We start from the raw sequence: 16,838 nt of genomic DNA on the forward strand, positions 1-16,838 counted from the left end.
AATCAGGCTCCCTTGCGTGCTGCAGGGCGGGTGGCCTTTTCCTTGCCAGGCAGGCCGCTGCCTTCAACCTCACGGTTACCCTGCATGACCTCTACCAGCTTGGTTGCCTCCTGCTCCATGGCGATCACCAGTTCATCTACCCGGCGCACAAAGAAGCGGTGGAAGAACAGTGCAGGAATCGCCACCGTCAGGCCCGCGGCAGTGGTAATCAGCGCCTTGGAAATACCACCGGCAAGCACACCGGTGTTGCCTGTACCCTCAATCATGATGGCACTGAACACATCGATCATGCCGATCACGGTACCCAGCAGACCCAGCAACGGGGTAATGGCCGCAATGGTCCCGAGTGTGTTCAAGTAGCGTTCCAGTTCATGGATAACCTTGCCCGCCGCTTCCTGGATGCACTCTTTCATGATCTCCCGACCATGCTTGGCGTTGGCCAGACCGGCCGCCATGACCTCACCCAGTGGAGAATTGCTGCGCAGGCTCTTCAGCTTTCCAGCATCCATCTGTCCGTCTCGAATCCAGCGCCAGACCTGACCCAGAAGACTTTGCGGAGCAACTCGACTACTGCGTAAGGCCCACAACCGCTCGATGATAATGGCCACCGCAATGACCGAAGACAAGACTATCGGCAGCATCAGCCAGCCGCCCGCACTGATCAGTTCCCACACACGCAATCCCTCCCCCAAATGATTAGCGACTTTAGCACAGGGCAAAGCCTTTTATTATTCATGCCAAAAGCGTCTGGCCCGCTGTCGCCAGACCCAATCGAGGCGATTGGAACCCTGGTCATCCAGAATAAAGCGCAAAGCGCCTGAGCGGCTAGTATAAACAGGTTCCACAGCCAATTCTCGGTAACGTTCCACAACCTTGGGATGCGGGTGCCCATATCGATTACCCTGCCCCGCACTGAACACCACCCAACGAGGATCAACAGTTCTGATGAAAGCATAGGATGATGAACTGCGGCTACCATGGTGAGGTGCTAACAACAGTTCAGCTTTCAGCTCCTTATCAAGCATCTGATATTCACCACGGATACCCAAATCCCCCGGCAGCAAGACACCCGCACCGATCTTACCCGCACGTAATACGCATGAACGCTCATTGGCAGGCGCTGGAGACGGGGCACTGTAGAGAACTTCAAACGGGATACCGTTCCACTCCCAACGTTCGCCAGGCTGGCAGGCAGTGGCCTGCAAGCTTGCATCCAGGGCCTCATGCTGCCCTGCCAGCACCCGCCTGACAGGCAAGTGATACTTGATTGCCGGCGCCCCACCGGCATGATCGTTGTCAGCGTGACTGACCATAAGCAGATCCAGTTTTCTAACCCCGAGTGCCAGCAAGGCAGGATGAACAACTGCCTCACCCAGATCAAAACCGCTAGTCAATCTTGCGCCGGCGTCATACAGCACATCATGCTCACGGGTCTGAAGCAGAACAGACAGTCCCTGTCCAACGTCCAGCACGGTAACCCACAACTGCCCTTCGTCGGGCCTGGGAACAGGATTGGCCGCTAGCGCCAACAAGCAGAGTACCGCTGGCAACCACAGCAACCTTGAGAGCGGACTGAGCAAGGCAAGCACACCCACAGAACCCAGCAACCAATTGATCCAGCCCGGAAAGGCCAGCAACTGCGGCGCACGTAACTCAGCGGCCCACTGCAGAGCAAGAAACAACCAGTACAGACTCTCGGCGGCAAGCCAGAGCAACCATGACTGGCCCAGTATGAGGTGCACCAGCGTGCCAAATAATGCGGCTGGCACAACCAGCAGACCGACCCAAGGGATGGCTAACAGGTTGATCAGCGGGGCAGTTTGACTGGCCGGCATACCCCACAGCATCAGCCAGGGCCAGAGCCCGAGGAAGACCACCCATTGCGCCCTGCCCCAACGCCACCAGACACCGCGCTGCAGCAAACGTCCTGACATACCGAAAATCAACAAGCCCACCGCCACGAAAGACAGCCAGAAACCAGCCAACAGCGGGGCTGCAGGATTGACCAGTACTACCAGGGCAAAAGCCATCAACCAATAAAACCAAGGACTTGGCTGGCGATAGAGCAGACGCGCAAGCAGTACCAGCGAGACCATCAACAGCGCCCGCTGGGTTGCCACGGCAAAGCCCGCAAGGCCCGCATAAATCGCTGCCGCGATAATACTCAGGGGAGCCGCAAGCCAAAGACGCGGCCAAGGCAAACTGATGAGTCCGGAGCGTCCGAACAGGCTGACAAGCAGGAATACGGCCGCAGCCACCATGCCAACGTGGAGCCCGGAAATCACCATGAGATGACTGGTTCCAGTGGACTGCAGGACTAACCAGTCTTCCCGCGACAACACGCCACGATCACCCACAACCAGTGCAATCAGGCGCAAACCACCACGGCGCTCTTGCAACGCCGACTCAAGCTCGGCCCTGACCCGAGCCCGCAGGTTATCCAGGCTGGTACTATCCGCCGCGACCACGCGTTCCGCCTGACGAACACTGGCAAGTGCACCGATACCCTTGGCATAGAGCCAGGACTCGTAATCGAATGCGCCCGGATTGGACATGCCCTTAGGCCGCCGCAAGCGTGCCTGCAGGCGCCAAAGCTCACCCTGCTGAACTGGCTCACCGCCATACCAATGAACGCGCATCAAGGGCAGTGACTCCCCCGTCTCGATAACCCGCGCCTGATCGAGCATAAAACGCCAGCCGTTTTCAGTGACCTCGGGTAAGCCACTGATTCTGCCTTCAATCCAGACCTGCTGTTGATCCAACGCTGGATCCAGGCGCTTGTCGATAGCCTGCCCATGCCAGAGTACGGCCCAGACAAAACCGAGCACAAACACTGCTATTAATCGCCGCCAGCCTCCTAGCACCCCCAGGGGCAAAGCTATAACGACAGACACAAGGATCCAGCCCATGCCCGGCAATACCGGTAGCGTCAGCGGTACAAGCAGGCCAACAATGAAAACCAGCAAGTGCCCTTTCAGACCCACCTCTGCTGGCATGGCTAATGTGTTTCCTCTGCAGTCAGGCGGTAGTCCGCGTCTGACAATCCGTGCATAATTGCTATCCATTTCCCTGATCGACAATTTGTCATGCCGCGGCGATTCTTCAAGCGCTACATGCCCACCCCAGAGCGTATAAAGCAGAGTAAATCACTCCGCTTTATGGGTGCCATGCTGCATGACCCTAACCTCTGGCATCTGAATCGCCACAGCGTCGCGCGTGCCATGGCAATAGGTCTGTTCATCGGCATGCTACCGATACCCATGCAGATGCTGTTGTCAGCCGTCATCGCCATGCCGGCCAGGGCTAACCTGCCGATCTCGGTCGGTCTGGTCTGGCTGACCAACCCGGTGACCATGCCAGCCATTTTCTTCGCCGAGTACAAGGTAGGCACCCTGATGCTGGGCACTCCGGAGCGCACAGTACCCATGGAAATGTCGCTGACCTGGCTGATGTCCGAGCTGCACAACATCTGGCAGCCACTGTTTCTGGGCGCAATCATCATGGGTGCACTGCTGGCCCTGACAGGCTATGCGGCAACCATGTTGTATTGGCGTATATGGGTTGGTCGCAACTGGCAGAAGCGCAAAATGCGACGTCTTCGACAGAATTGAGATATATCGGGTCGTTGGCCGGCGCAACACGGGTTGGCGGCCAACAGCGGATACCTCAGCGCGGCTGTTCAGCCAGACAGCCCGTCGTCAGATGCATGACCCGATCCATCTGGGCAGCCAGCGTGAGGTCATGCGTCACCACCATGAAGGCGGTATTCAAGCTTTGACTAAGCTCCAGCATCAGTTGCTGGATGCTGCGCGCAGTGGTCTGATCAAGATTCCCGGTGGGCTCGTCCAGCAAAACGCAGGCAGGCTGGGCAATCAGTGCTCGGGCGATAGCCACCCGCTGCCGCTCGCCGCCAGACAACTCAGCCGGTTTATGCTCAACCCGATGCTGCAAGCCTACCTTGGCCAGCATCTGCTGACCCCGTTCCCGGGCCTCAGCTATTGGCGTTTTGCCTATCAGCAGGGGCATGCAGACGTTTTCCAGCGCGCTGAACTCGGCCAGCAAGTGATGGAACTGATAAACAAAGCCCAATCCGGCATTGCGCAATTGACCACGCTCAGACTCTTTCATGGCCGATATCTGCCGACCTGCAAGCCAGACCTCGCCAGAAGTCGGTGTATCCAGTCCGCCAAGCAGGTTCAACAGTGTTGTCTTGCCTGAACCTGAGCTGCCGACAATGGCTACCCGCTCGCCGGCCTTCAAGCTCAGATCAACACCATCCAGCACCCGCAGACGCTGTGGACCTATGGCATATTCCATGGTCAGTTTACGGCATTCCAGAACGGCATCAGTCATAACGCAAAGCCTCCGCCGGCTCGGTGCGCGAAGCACGCCAGGCCGGATACAGTGTTGCCAGGAAGCTCATCCCAAGCGCAGTCGAGCAGATCACCAGCACATCACTCCAGATCAATTGAGACGGCAAGTAGCTGATGAAATACACATCAGAACTGAGGAACTGCACACCAAAGAGTTTCTCAAGACCCGCCACCATAGCTGACACATTCAACGCCGCCAGCACACCCAATACCCCCCCCGTCAGGGTACCTACCACCCCGATGACCGAACCCTGAACCATAAAGATACCCATGATAGTGGCTGGGGATGCTCCCAGGGTACGCAGGATGGCAATATCCGCCTTCTTGTCGGTCACCACCATAACCAGCGTGGAAATGATGTTGAATGCAGCCACGGCCACGATCAGCATGAGCAGCAGGCCGATCATGGTTTTCTCCATGCGAATGGCAGCAAACAAATTGCCATGGGTACGGGTCCAGTCCTGGGCATAAAACTCGCCGGGCAAGGTAACCGCCAGCTCCCAGGCAACATTCGGCGCCTGGAACAAATCATCCAGCTTGATCCGGATACCCTGAACCTGGCCAGGCTGCCAACGCGACAAGCGTGCCGCATCGCCGGCATGAATCATGGCCAACGAGCTATCCAGCTCGGCTCCAACCTTGAAAATGCCAACCACATGAAAACGCTTCAAGCGTGGAAAAACACCGGCCGGCGTAACTGATGCTTCCGGCAAAACAAAGGTCAGCTTGTCGCCGACAGCGACCTGAAAACGACGCGCAATAAGCTCGCCAACAATAATGCCGAACTCGCCATCCTGAAGATCGGTCAAGGCCCCGGCTGTCATATGCTGCTCAATGATCGATACCCGTCCTTCCGCCTCCGGGAGCACACCATTGACCAACACCGGGGCAACATTGCCATTGTGTGTCAGCATGCCCTGCAACTGTACAAAGGGGGCTGCCGCTTCTACTCTGGGGTGCGCCTCAAGTTGGTCAGCCAACGTACGCCAATCATCAATAGGTTGTGGCGAACTGATGGTCGCATGCGGCACCATGCCAAGAATCCGCGTGCGCAGTTCACGGTCAAAACCGTTCATCACCGATAGCACCAAAATCATGACCAACACCCCCAGGGTGAGGCCAAGCATGGAAATCAGTGATATAAATGATATGAAGTGGTTTCGGCGTTTGGCACGGGTGTATCGCAAACCGATAAAAAAAGGTAAGGGTCTGAACATGAATTACCGGCTACCTCAAGGACTGAACCCTGATCAATGGCTGAATGGGAAGGCATGTTACACTGATTCAGCCTTGTTGTTCAGCGCTTCAGCTTGTCAGCGCAGGATATGTCATGCAAATGAATGACCAAGACAATGATGACAAACGCGACTTCTTTCGTATCCACGATACGCTGGCACTGGAAGTCCGTCCGGTATCCGGGCCCGAGATGGAGGACAGCGGCTTTGATGAGTCGTCGCCCCTCTTTAATTTACTCAGCGATTTGCACTTGCTGGACTACGAGTCGCAGCACCTGCTGCGTCAAATTGCCGAGCGCGACCGTGCCCTAGCCCATTACTTGAAGATCATCAACAAGCGCGTTGACCTGGTAGGCAAGGCACTGGCAATGCAACTGACAGGCGAACTGAACTCTCCGCAGCAGGTTACTCTGAGTGAGGGCGGCATGTCCTTTAAAGCGACCTGCCGTTACCCGGCCGAATCCTGGCTGGCTATCCGCATGGTCCTGCTACCCTCACCCCTTGGATTGATACTGCCGGCACAGGTCATACGCAGCGACCTCGATAATGACACAGGGGATTGGACCATAGGCGTCAGCTTTGAACACCTCAACGATGCCCAGCGTCAACTGCTGGCGCGGCATATTCTGCAGAAACAGGCACAGGAAATCCGTGCTGCCAAAACCAACGAAAGGACGCCAACATGAAAAAACGTCTCGCTCTCGCCACCCTAGCCCTGCTATCCACACCCTTCATGATGGGCAGCACCCTTGCTCAAGCTGACACCCTGGCAATCCCCCTGGGCCAACAGGCGGCACAAAGCAACGCAAGCCTGCCGCAACGCGGCATGAGCACCAGCCGCGTCAGTCAGCTCTATGGCGAACCTTCAACCCGCCACCCCGCCGTTGGGCAACCGCCGATCAGTCGCTGGGACTACAGTGACTTCAGTGTCTATTTCGAATTCGACAAGGTCATCCACAGCGTGCGCCAGCATCGCCGCACGGGTAATTGAACGAAAATGACCCAAATATATGGTCACCGCGGAGCCCGCGGTGAAGCCCCGGAAAATACCCTACCCAGCTTTCAATGTGCGCTGGACGCAGGCGTTATTCGCGTGGAACTGGATCTGCATTTGTCATCCGACCATCAGCTCATGGTGATCCATGATCCGACCCTACGACGCACGACCGGCCTGGGCGGCAAGGTGGCCCGGTATACGGCCGCAGAACTGATGGGTATGGATGCTCGTCTGAATGGTCCAGATTGGCCAGAACCCTGTCATGTTCCCAGCCTTGAACAGGTTTTTGCCGGCTTCCCTGATTTTGTGCACTATCAGTTGGAGGTCAAAAGTGGTTCCAGCGGACAGTCGCGCATTGTTCTGGATACAGTCATGGCACTAGTTGAACGTTTTCAGTTGCACGACAAGGTGGTTGTCACCTCCAGCAGTCGTACCCTGTTGAAAACCGCACGGGACTCAGGTTTCAGCCTGCCCACTGGGCTGGTTGAGGAATACGGCTTGCTTGACCCGGTGAAAAGCTGCAAGCGCTACGGCTGCCACTACCTGATCCTCAACTGGAAGCTCTGCACCGCGCAACGCGTTCGAAAGGCACACAAACAAGACCTGCATGTCTCCGTATGGACGGTCAATGATCCGACATTGATGCTGCAACTGGTCGACATGGGCGTTGACAGCCTGATCACCGACTTTCCGCATCTAGCCGTTACCACGCTAGGCCAGAACAAGTAACTGCAACCCAGCCATAAAAAAAGCCCCTTTCGGGGCTTTTAGCCAGCATCGTCAAAACAGCCGATTCAATCCATCCAGAGCAGCAACCCGATAAGCCTCGGCCATGGTCGGGTAATTGAACGTCGTATTGACGAAGTACTTGATGCTGTTGGCTTCGCCCTTCTGGTTCATGATCGCCTGACCGATGTGCACAATCTCGGATGCCTGGTCACCAAAGCAATGGATACCCAGCACTTGTAACGTCTCACGGTGGAACAACAGCTTGAGCATGCCCACTGGCTCGTCGGTGATCTGCGCGCGGGCCATGCTTTTGAAAAACGCCTGACCAATCTCGTAGGGCACCTGGGCTTCAGTCAACTCACGCTCAGTTTTGCCCAACGAGCTGATCTCCGGAATGGTGTAAATGCCGGTGGGCACGTCATCAACAAATCGCCAGGCATCATTGCTGACAATATTCCCCGCTGCTGAGCGCCCCTGATCAAAAGCGGCACTGGCAAGGCTCGGCCAACCGATCACATCGCCCACGGCATAAATATTCGGTACCGAGGTACGGTAATTCTCATCTACGCTCAATTGGCCGCGGCCATTGGCTTTCAGGCCGATATTTTCCAGACCAAGTCCGTCGGTATTGCCGGTTCGGCCGTTACACCAGAGCAGTGCATCGGCCTTGAGCTTCTTGCCCGACTTCAGATGCAACACCACGCCGCGGCTATCCAGACCCTCGATGCTCTCGTATTCCTCGTTATGCCTGATCAACACCATATTCTTGCGCAAGTGATAACTCAGGGCATCGGAGATCTCGTCATCGAGAAAGCTCAGCAGCCGATCGCGGTTATCGATCAAGTCAACCTTGACCCCCAGTCCGCAGAAGATAGAAGCGTATTCACAACCAATCACGCCTGCACCGTAAATAATCAGGGTGCGCGGGGTGTGATTGAGTTTGAGGATGGTGTCGCTATCATAGATGCGTGGGTGGCTGAAGTTCACATCGGCCGGACGGTAGGGACGTGAGCCGGTAGCAATGATGATTTCCTTGGCAATCAAACGGTCAACCATACCGCTTTTATTGACCAGCTCAATGCTGTGATCGTCAGCAAAGCTGCCCTTGCCAAAGAAAATATCCACACGGTTACGGGCATAGTAGCTGGTCCGTGAGGTAACCTGCTTTTCGATAACCCGTTCTGCACTTTTCAATACGTCGGGAAAAGAAAACCAACGCGGATCGCCGATCTGGCGGAACATATTGTTGGTATTGAAATGGATGATCTGCTTGACCGAGTAGCGCAGGGCCTTGGACGGGATAGTACCCAGATGGGTACAGTTGCCACCTACTGCAGAGCGCTCCTCAACTACAGCTACTTTTCGTCCATGCTTGGCGGCATTCATTGCCGCACCCTCCCCCGCAGGACCTGAACCCAGCACCACGACATCGTAGTTGTACACGGCCATTCATCTGTTTCCTTGTTGATAATAGCGACAGGCTGCCACAGCCCTTGATGCTGAACTAGTCGACCTTGGTCGCGTCACGGGCCAGCTCAGGCCGCTGAACCACCCCGGCACGCTCACTTGCCTCTTCGCATTTGCTGACATCACCACCACAGATACCGCATGCCTTGTCCAGACCAGTAGCACCAATACCGCCACAGGACCCAGCAATGGGTTTACGCCCCATCATTACGCCAACAGACATACCAACCACAACCAACGCCATGACCAGAAATGCCACCAACCAGATCATGCCCATGCCCATATTTTACTCCTCGCCCCGTTTAAGGGCCTCGAATGCCGGGGTGAAGCGGGAAACAAAACCCTCACCCTCGCGCAGCACAAAAAGCGCTGCAATACCCTGTTCAATGGCAAATGCCCAGCCTGCCTCAGGTCCCTTGACCAGCAGAACCGTAGACAGACCATCAGCCATTTCGGTTGAGCGATCAAGAACCGTAACCGACGCCAACTGATGCATGACAGGTTGACCACTGACCGGATCGAAGGTGTGCGAATAACGCTTGCCTTGATACTCGAAATAATTACGGTAATCGCCGGATGTCGAGACGCCGTAACCATCCAGATTGATGATCAAATGTGCAATGCGACTATGGTCTCGTGGCTCCTCGATAGCGATACGCCATGCACTGCCGTCGGGTTTGCGACCAGCGGCTTTGAGCTCACCCGTCACTTCAACCATATAACTTGTGATGCCATGCTGCAGCAAATGTTCCGTAATTTGGTCAACCATATAGCCGGCGGCAATGGCGCTGACATCAACGGATACATCAGCGTCCTTGCACAGTTGCTCACCCTCAAGGCGCAGATGCTGCTGACCCACACGCTGCAAGGCCTCTGCACGCTCGGACTCATTCGGGACGACCTGACTGCCATCACCTCCGTGAAAGCCCCATAGTCTGAGCAAAGGACCGACCGTCAAATCAAAACTGCCACCACTCAGTTCATGTAACCGGTCAGCGGTTTCAAGCATATGACGCAGTGAGACCGGTGCAGAGATGCAGCCACCCGAGGGCAGTTGATTGAAACGTGACAGTACCGAATCATCACGCCAGGTTGATGCCTCGGCTTCAAATTCGGTAAACAGGGCATTGATCTGCGCATGCAGGCTAGCTTGATCAGGTGCCTCGTCACGGGCAACCCACTTGACCGAGTAGCTGCTGCCCATGGTCAACCCCGTCACCTCGACAACCGGGTCAGCAGAATTGAAACAGCCCGCTAGGGCTGCTGCCAGGGCAACAGCGATAACGGGCCGAATGACGCCAGACAGCATTCTAGCCGCCGAAGTCGTCGAGCATGATATTTTCTGGCTCTACGCCCATATCCTGCAGCATCTTGATCACTGAAGCGTTCATCATCGGCGGGCCGCACATGTAAAACTCGCAGTCCTCTGGCGCCGGATGGTCCTTCAGGTAGTTATTCATCAGAACGTTGTGAATAAAACCAGTCGGGCCGGTCCAGTTATCTTCCGGAAGCGCGTCAGACAATGCCAGGTGCCATTCAAAGTTCTCGTTCTCGGCAGCCAACTGGTCGAACTCCTCGACGTAGAAAGCCTCACGCAGCGAACGCGCACCGTACCAGAAACTGATCTTGCGTTTGGATTTCAAACGACGCAGCTGGTCGAAGATATGCGAACGCATCGGCGCCATACCGGCACCGCCGCCAACAAAGACCATTTCCGCATCGGTCTCCTTGGCAAAGAACTCACCAAAGGGTCCGTATACCACAACTTTGTCACCGGGCTTGAGGCTGAATACCCAGGACGACATCTTGCCGGGCGGCAAATCATCACGGCCGGGCGGCGGCGACGCTACACGGATATTGAATTTGACCACACCACGCTCTTCCGGGTAGTTGGCCATGGAGTAGGCGCGAATGGTCGTTTCATCCACTTTGGAGACAAAACGCCATTGATCGAACTTGTCCCAGTCACCGCGGAATTCCGGCTGAATATCAAAGTCCTTGTAGTGAACAGTGTGCGGCGGGCACTCCAGCTGAACATAACCACCGGCGCGGAAGTCGACGTTTTCGCCTTCCGGCAACTTCAGGGTCAGCTCCTTGATGAAAGTCGCCACGTTGGGGTTGGACTCCACAGTGCATTCCCACCTTTTCACCCCGAAAACTTCTTCCGGCACTTCGATCTTCATGCTCTGCTTGACCGGTGCCTGACAGGACAGGCGCCAGCCTTCCTTGGCTTCACGCTTGGTAAAGTGCGACTCCTCCGTCGGCAGCATCTCGCCACCGCCTTCCTCAATAATGCACTTGCACTGAGCGCAAGTACCACCGCCACCGCAGGCAGAGGACAGGAAGATGCCGTTGGCAGACAAGGTGTTCAACAGCTTGCCGCCAGCCGGAACCGTAATGGTGCGCTCTCCATTGATTTCAATGGATACGTCACCACTGCTGACCAGCTTGGAGCGGGCAATCAGAATAATGGCAACCAGAGACAACACAATGGCCGTAAACATTCCGACGCCCAGAATGATTTCGATATTCATCAGTTACAGCTCCTCTTTACAGTTGCACGCCGGAGAACGACATGAACCCCAGGGACATCAGCCCCACGGTGATGAAGGTGATGCCCAGGCCGCGCAGACCATCGGGTACATCGCTGTATTTGAGTTTCTCGCGAATACCAGCAAGTGCAACGATGGCCAAAGCCCAACCAACGCCAGCACCAAAGCCATAAACGATACTTTCATCCAGGGAGTAGTCGCGTTCAACCATGAACAATGAAGCGCCGAGGATGGCGCAATTCACCGTAATCAGAGGCAAGAATACCCCAAGGGCGTTGTAAAGGGACGGCACGAACTTATCCAGCAACATTTCCAGAATCTGCACCAACGCAGCGATCACGCCAATGTAACTGAGCAGGCCGAGAAAGCTCAGGTCAACATTAGGCATGCCCGCCCACGCCAACGCGCCGTCCTTCAGCAAATAGGTATAGATCAGGTTGTTGGCCGGAACGGTAATGGTCAGTACCACAACCACCGCAATACCCAAGCCCAATGAGGTCTGGACTTTCTTGGAAATGGCAATAAAGGTACACATGCCAAGAAAGAACGCCAGAGCCATGTTCTCTACAAAGATTGCCCGCACCAGCAGGCTGATATAATGCTCGACCATGGCTTACATAGCCTCCTTGAGGGCGCGACTCTGGGGAGCCATCTTGAACTCGACAGCTTCAACCTGCTCGGTCTTCCAAGAACGCAACGCCCAGATGATCAGACCAATAATAAAGAAAGCAGAGGGCGGCAACAGCAGCATGCCATTTGGTTGGTACCAGCCGCCTTCGTTAACCACTGGCAGAATTTCGTAACCCAGCAGCTTACCCGCACCAAACAGCTCACGAATAACGGCCACAACGATAAGGATAAAGCTGTAACCCAGACCATTACCCACACCATCAAGGAAGCTCATGTGCGGCGGGTTCTGCATGGCAAAGGCTTCAGCCCGGCCCATTACAATACAGTTGGTAATGATCAGTCCGACAAACACCGACAATTGCTTACTGATGCTGTAGGCATAAGCCTTGAGCGCCTGATCCACCACAATCACCAGTGAAGCGATAATCACCATCTGCACAATCATGCGGATTGAGCTGGGGATCTGATTGCGGATCACCGAGATGAACAGGTTCGACAGTGCTGTCACCGAGGTCAATGCCAGGCACATGACCAGTGTCACGCTGAGACTGGTCGTTACGGCCAGCGCAGAGCAGATACCAAGAATCTGCAAGGCGATGGGGTTATTACTGAAAATGGGATCAAACAGAACCTGTTTGGCACTTGCCTTGGCCATGATTATGCCTCCCCTGCATTAATGTTTTCGAGGAATGTGCCGAAGCCGTTCTCACCCAGCCAGAAACGCACCAGGTTCTCAACACCGCGACTGGTCAAAGTAGCACCTGCCAGGCCGTCAACCTGGTGCTCGGCATTCGGGTTGCTGCTGTCTACGCTGCCCTTGAGCACTTGCACAGCCACCTCATTCTGCTCATCGAAAACCAGCTTGCCTGTCCACTGATCTTTCCAGTTCGGGTTATCCACCTCACCACCCAAACCAGGCGTCTCGGCATGTTGATAGAAGCCCAGACCGACAACCGTCTTCAAGTCACCCTGAAGGGCAATGAAGCCATAAAGAGTGGACCACAGACCATACCCGTGAATGGGCAGGATCATGGTTTCGATACCGTCCTCGTTTTCCACCATATAGACAGTGGCAAAATGCTCACGGCGACGAATACTGGCGATGTCGTCAGAGGCATCCAGGCGCGAGGACAGGGCCGGGTCTTTAGCGGCTTTTTGCTGGTCATAGGTCAGCGGGTCCATTTCGTCACTGAACTCACCCGTGCGCAGGTCGACCAGACGCGCTGTCACTTTCTCAAATTGAGACTCGACGTCTGCACCTTCCTCAAGCAGGCCGGCGATGGAGAGAATGTTGCGTTTCTTGTCCAGCAACTGGTTGGTGATTTGCACTGGCTTAAGCGCAACGGCAGCAGCAGACACCACTACCGAACACACCAGGCAGACCGCCAGGGCCACAGCTATGGTGCGGCCAACGGATTCTTTCTTAGCTGACATGGCGAGCGAGCCTCCGCTTGATATTGGCCTGGACCACAAAGTGGTCGATCAGGGGGGCGAACAGGTTGGCAAACAGAATGGCCAGCATCATGCCTTCGGGGAAGGCCGGGTTGATCACGCGAATCAGCACCACCATTACCCCGATCAGCGCACCAAACACCCATTTGCCCTGATTGGTCATGGAGGCTGATACCGGATCGGTTGCCATGAAAATCATACCGAAGGCAAAGCCGCCAACCACCAGGTGCCAATACCAGGGCATGGCAAACATGGGGTTGGTTGATGAGCCAATGAAGTTCAGCAATGTGCTCAGCGCGATCATGCCCAGCATCACACCGACCACAATGCGCCAGTTAGCTATCTTGGTCATCAGCAGCACTGCGCCACCAAGGAAAATCGCCAGGGTCGAGACTTCACCCATGGAACCATGGATATTGCCAAGGAAGGCATCCATCCAGGTAATGCCATTGGCAACGACCTGCTCGATACCACCGGCAGCAGCAAGACTCAGCGCCGTTGCGCCACTGTAACCATCAACCGCAGTCCAAACGGCGTCGCCCGAGATTTCCGCCGGATAGGCGAAGAACAGGAAGGCACGCCCGGTCAGCGCTGGGTTAAGGAAGTTTTTGCCGGTGCCGCCAAAGACTTCCTTACCGATCACGATGCCGAAGCTGATACCCAGAGCAACCTGCCAAAGCGGAATATCCGGCGGCAGGATCAGCGCAAACAGGATAGAGGTGACGAAGAAGCCTTCATTCACTTCATGTTTGCGAATAGAGGCAAACAACACCTCCCAGAAACCACCGACAATGAAAGTAACGGCATAAACCGGCAGGAAATAGGCCGCACCATGCACCAGATTGTCCCACAAGCTACCTGGATCAAACCCGGCAAACAGGGCAATCAGGCCGATACGCCAGCTTTCCTGGGTACCCAACAGGTCGGGATTGGCCGCATAGATGCTGTTGGCCTGAAAACCGATGTTGTACATGCCATAGAAGATCACCGGGAAGGTACACAGCCATACGGTGATCATCATGCGTTTAAGATCCAGGCCATCGCGAACGTGGGCCGTAGTCTTGGTTACACTGCCAGGACGATAGAAAAACGTATCCACGGCTTCGTAGAGGGCGTACCACTTTTCGTGCTTGCCGCCCTTTTCAAAGTTGTGTTCGATCTTGTCAAGAAATGCGCGCAAACCCATGGCTTAACCCTCCTTCTCGATTCGGGTGAGATTGTCCCGAAGAATCGGGCCGTACTCGTACTTGCCGGCACACACATAGCTGCACAGGGCCAGATCTTCTTCATCCAGCTCGAGACAACCGAGCTTTTGGGCCATGTCCGTGTCACCGACGACCAGGTAGCGCAAGAGTTGCGTTGGCAGAATGTCCAGCGGCATGACCATTTCGTAGTTCCCGACCGGAACCATGGCGCGCGGACTACCATTCGTTGTCGTTGTAAAGTTGAACAGCCTGCTGGAAGCCAGCTTTGATACAAAGATGTTAAGCACAGAGTGCTTTTCAACACCAGCACGCAAATAGTGCAGCATTTGTCTGTCGTTGCCTTCAGCCAAGACTGACACCTGCTGATGATACCGTCCAAGATAACCAACCGAACCGAAGGCGTGACGACCACCGAAAACAGAACCGGAAATCAGCCGATTGTTACCGGCTTTCAATTCGCCAGCACACAACTCGTCCAGATTGGCTCCCAGGCGGGTCTTGAGCAGGCGCGGCTGCTCAACCTGAGGACCGGCCAGAGCAACGATGCGGTCGGTCCAGAGCTTTCCGCTGGTAAAGAGTTTGCCGATGGCCACTACGTCCTGATAGTTGATCTGCCAAACGTTTTTCTCGGCATTGACCGGATCCAGCATGTGAATATGCGTGCCGGGCAGACCTGCAGGGTGTGGTCCGGAAAAACTTGCAGCGCGGACGCCATCCAGGTTCTCACCTGGCAGATTGGCATTATCGGCTTTGCACAGCCAGATACGGCAAAGACGTGCCAGAACCGTCAAACCGTTCTCGAAGTCAGCCGCATAATCCTTGAGCACCACAACCGGGTCGGCCGCAAGAGGATGCGTATCAATGGCGGTCACAAAAATCGAACTGGGCTTACTGTCAACCGCAGGCACCTTGCTGAACGGACGCGTACGCAGCGCCGTCCACAATCCCGATTGAATCAGTTGTTCACGAACCTGAGCTGGTTCAAGGCTGGCCAGCTCGGTAGCTGCGTGGGACTTGAACTCGACTGCGTCGTCACCATCGATATCGATGACAACCGACTGCAACACCCGCTTTTCACCCCGATTGATGGCACTTACAACACCGGCAGCCGGTGCGGTGTAAACCACGCCGGGGGTTTTCTTGTCGCTGAACAGTATCTGTCCCAATTTGACCCGGTCACCCTCTTGCACTTCCATGGTCGGTTTCATACCGTGGTAATCAAAACCGACAACAGCGACACTGCGCACGGCGCGGGCGTCTTCAATGCGTTGCTCTGGTGAGCCGGTGATTGGCAGATCCAAGCCCCGTTTGATTTTTATCATACGTATAGCCTAATCACTGGTTGGAATCGTCAAGGGCGGGCCGGTATCCGGCAATAGGATTTCCCAAGCTACAGATCTGGGTAACAGATGCGGGAACAATGGGAATTGACCACAAACCCTCATTAAAAATCCCGCTAAGTATAAAGACCGAGGCCAGTCAATGCTACTCAAGCACTTGGTTTTTTCGGGTTTTTTACTGTTACACATTCAACCTGAATCAGCATTGACCCGGCTTGCAGCCCAATACCTAATGGAGTTTTGGCTACTAGGAGCCCAGCATGACGTCACGCCTGTTTCTCACACTGCTACTTTTGTTGCCATTTGTCGCCATTGCCAGCGAAAAACGCCTGAATCAGGCCGATTTCCCCCAGCAGATGGAGGTGGACGGGCGAACATTAGTGCTGCGTAACGCCAGCGTCCTCAACTACCTGTTTGTTGATGTCTACAGCGCTGCTCTGCTGACCCCCGAGGAACAAGTCCTGGATCAGTTGCCCTACTCTGACAATCCCATGCATCTGGAATTATTTTACTACCGCACCATTGCCCGGGATGATGTCATCAAAGCAGCCTGGGTAGCACTGGAGAGACAATACGACCAAGCGACGCTGACTCGCCTGCGTCCAGCCATAAATGAGCTACATCAGACCTTCTCCGATATTCAACCGGAAGACCGATATAGTCTTACACTTGATAGCCAGCAACGGCTAAGCCTGCGTTACAACGGCGATGAAATCTTCGCCTCATCTGACCCTGAACTGGGTCAAACCTACATCGGCATATGGCTCAAGGAAAACGGCTTGTCGGACCGCCTGCGCAATCAGTTGATCGCCGAACGGTGAATGCAACCCCTTTGCAGACAACAAAAAAGGCGCTTAA

The 16,838-nt window shown here is 55.2% G+C and carries 18 protein-coding genes; 5 read left to right on the plus strand and 13 right to left on the minus strand.

The genetic code is table 11. From position 1 onward, the window contains the following. Positions 1–2: 2 nt before the first annotated feature. A complete protein-coding gene (locus tag AC27HQ_RS05865; RefSeq protein WP_487155161.1) occupies positions 3–674 on the minus strand; it encodes a MotA/TolQ/ExbB proton channel family protein in 672 nt (223 codons plus the stop codon). A gap of 54 nt (positions 675–728) precedes the next feature. Beyond that, positions 729–2,996, minus strand: coding sequence for a DNA internalization-related competence protein ComEC/Rec2 (locus AC27HQ_RS05870; protein WP_487155162.1), 2,268 nt, complete (start codon positions 2,994–2,996; stop codon positions 729–731). A gap of 90 nt (positions 2,997–3,086) precedes the next feature. On the opposite strand from AC27HQ_RS05870, the gene AC27HQ_RS05875 reads away from it, so the two are divergent. Next, positions 3,087–3,611, plus strand: a complete 525-nt coding sequence (locus AC27HQ_RS05875; protein WP_487155163.1) for a DUF2062 domain-containing protein — start codon at positions 3,087–3,089, stop codon at positions 3,609–3,611. Between the two features lie 55 nt (positions 3,612–3,666). On the opposite strand, the gene lolD is transcribed toward AC27HQ_RS05875, so the two are convergent. Both lolD and AC27HQ_RS05885 read right to left on the minus strand, forming a co-directional pair. Beyond that, a complete protein-coding gene (lolD, locus tag AC27HQ_RS05880; RefSeq protein ID WP_487155165.1) occupies positions 3,667–4,353 on the minus strand; it encodes a lipoprotein-releasing ABC transporter ATP-binding protein LolD in 687 nt (228 codons plus the stop codon). Beyond that, positions 4,346–5,590, minus strand: a complete 1,245-nt coding sequence (locus tag AC27HQ_RS05885; RefSeq protein ID WP_487155166.1) for a lipoprotein-releasing ABC transporter permease subunit — start codon at positions 5,588–5,590, stop codon at positions 4,346–4,348. The genes lolD and AC27HQ_RS05885 overlap by 8 nt, the downstream gene beginning before the upstream one ends. 119 nt (positions 5,591–5,709) lie before the next feature. On the opposite strand from AC27HQ_RS05885, the gene AC27HQ_RS05890 reads away from it, so the two are divergent. Genes AC27HQ_RS05890 through AC27HQ_RS05900 form a run of 3 tightly spaced genes read left to right on the plus strand, consistent with a single transcriptional unit; the run spans position 5,710 to position 7,334 of the window. After that, entirely contained in the window at positions 5,710–6,294 is a 585-nt protein-coding gene (locus AC27HQ_RS05890; protein ID WP_487155326.1) for a PilZ domain-containing protein, read from the plus strand. Between the two features lie 47 nt (positions 6,295–6,341). Next, positions 6,342–6,599 carry a phosphodiesterase gene (locus tag AC27HQ_RS05895; protein ID WP_487155327.1) on the plus strand — a complete coding sequence of 86 codons (258 nt, stop codon included), beginning with the start codon at positions 6,342–6,344 and terminating at the stop codon, positions 6,597–6,599. Positions 6,600–6,605: 6 nt separating this feature from the next. Then, complete coding sequence (locus AC27HQ_RS05900) at positions 6,606–7,334, plus strand: glycerophosphodiester phosphodiesterase (RefSeq protein ID WP_487155168.1); 729 nt, start codon at positions 6,606–6,608, stop codon at positions 7,332–7,334. Positions 7,335–7,385: 51 nt separating this feature from the next. On the opposite strand, the gene sthA is transcribed toward AC27HQ_RS05900, so the two are convergent. From sthA to AC27HQ_RS05945, 9 genes are read right to left on the minus strand one after another with little or no spacing between them, the layout of a single operon-like run. Next, positions 7,386–8,783 carry a Si-specific NAD(P)(+) transhydrogenase gene (sthA, locus tag AC27HQ_RS05905; RefSeq protein ID WP_487155169.1) on the minus strand — a complete coding sequence of 466 codons (1,398 nt, stop codon included), beginning with the start codon at positions 8,781–8,783 and terminating at the stop codon, positions 7,386–7,388. 55 nt (positions 8,784–8,838) lie between these two features. Next, a complete protein-coding gene (gene nqrM, locus AC27HQ_RS05910; protein ID WP_487155328.1) occupies positions 8,839–9,072 on the minus strand; it encodes a (Na+)-NQR maturation NqrM in 234 nt (77 codons plus the stop codon). A gap of 15 nt (positions 9,073–9,087) precedes the next feature. Beyond that, entirely contained in the window at positions 9,088–10,110 is a 1,023-nt protein-coding gene (locus AC27HQ_RS05915) for an FAD:protein FMN transferase (protein WP_487155170.1), read from the minus strand. A gap of 1 nt (position 10,111) precedes the next feature. After that, positions 10,112–11,335, minus strand: a complete 1,224-nt coding sequence (gene nqrF, locus AC27HQ_RS05920) for an NADH:ubiquinone reductase (Na(+)-transporting) subunit F (protein WP_487155172.1) — start codon at positions 11,333–11,335, stop codon at positions 10,112–10,114. 16 nt (positions 11,336–11,351) lie between these two features. Continuing rightward, entirely contained in the window at positions 11,352–11,963 is a 612-nt protein-coding gene (gene nqrE / locus AC27HQ_RS05925; RefSeq protein ID WP_487155173.1) for an NADH:ubiquinone reductase (Na(+)-transporting) subunit E, read from the minus strand. Positions 11,964–11,966: 3 nt separating this feature from the next. Next, positions 11,967–12,638 (minus strand): NADH:ubiquinone reductase (Na(+)-transporting) subunit D, encoded by a 672-nt coding sequence (locus tag AC27HQ_RS05930; RefSeq protein WP_487155174.1) that lies wholly within the window; start codon positions 12,636–12,638, stop codon positions 11,967–11,969. Between the two features lie 2 nt (positions 12,639–12,640). Further along, on the minus strand, positions 12,641–13,417 hold the full coding sequence (locus AC27HQ_RS05935; protein ID WP_487155176.1) for a Na(+)-translocating NADH-quinone reductase subunit C: 777 nt from the start codon (positions 13,415–13,417) through the stop codon (positions 12,641–12,643). Then, on the minus strand, positions 13,407–14,621 hold the full coding sequence (locus AC27HQ_RS05940) for an NADH:ubiquinone reductase (Na(+)-transporting) subunit B (protein ID WP_487155177.1): 1,215 nt from the start codon (positions 14,619–14,621) through the stop codon (positions 13,407–13,409). Before AC27HQ_RS05940 ends, AC27HQ_RS05935 begins: the two co-directional genes overlap by 11 nt. 3 nt (positions 14,622–14,624) lie before the next feature. Further along, positions 14,625–15,962: a Na(+)-translocating NADH-quinone reductase subunit A gene (locus AC27HQ_RS05945; RefSeq protein WP_487155178.1), complete on the minus strand. Its 1,338-nt coding sequence runs from the start codon at positions 15,960–15,962 to the stop codon at positions 14,625–14,627. 278 nt (positions 15,963–16,240) lie between these two features. Here AC27HQ_RS05945 and AC27HQ_RS05950 point away from each other — a divergent pair, with 278 nt between their 5' ends. Then, positions 16,241–16,801: a chalcone isomerase family protein gene (locus AC27HQ_RS05950; protein ID WP_487155179.1), complete on the plus strand. Its 561-nt coding sequence runs from the start codon at positions 16,241–16,243 to the stop codon at positions 16,799–16,801. Positions 16,802–16,838: the final 37 nt, after the last annotated feature.

This window comes from Halopseudomonas sp. 4NH20-0008 (assembly GCF_057548395.1).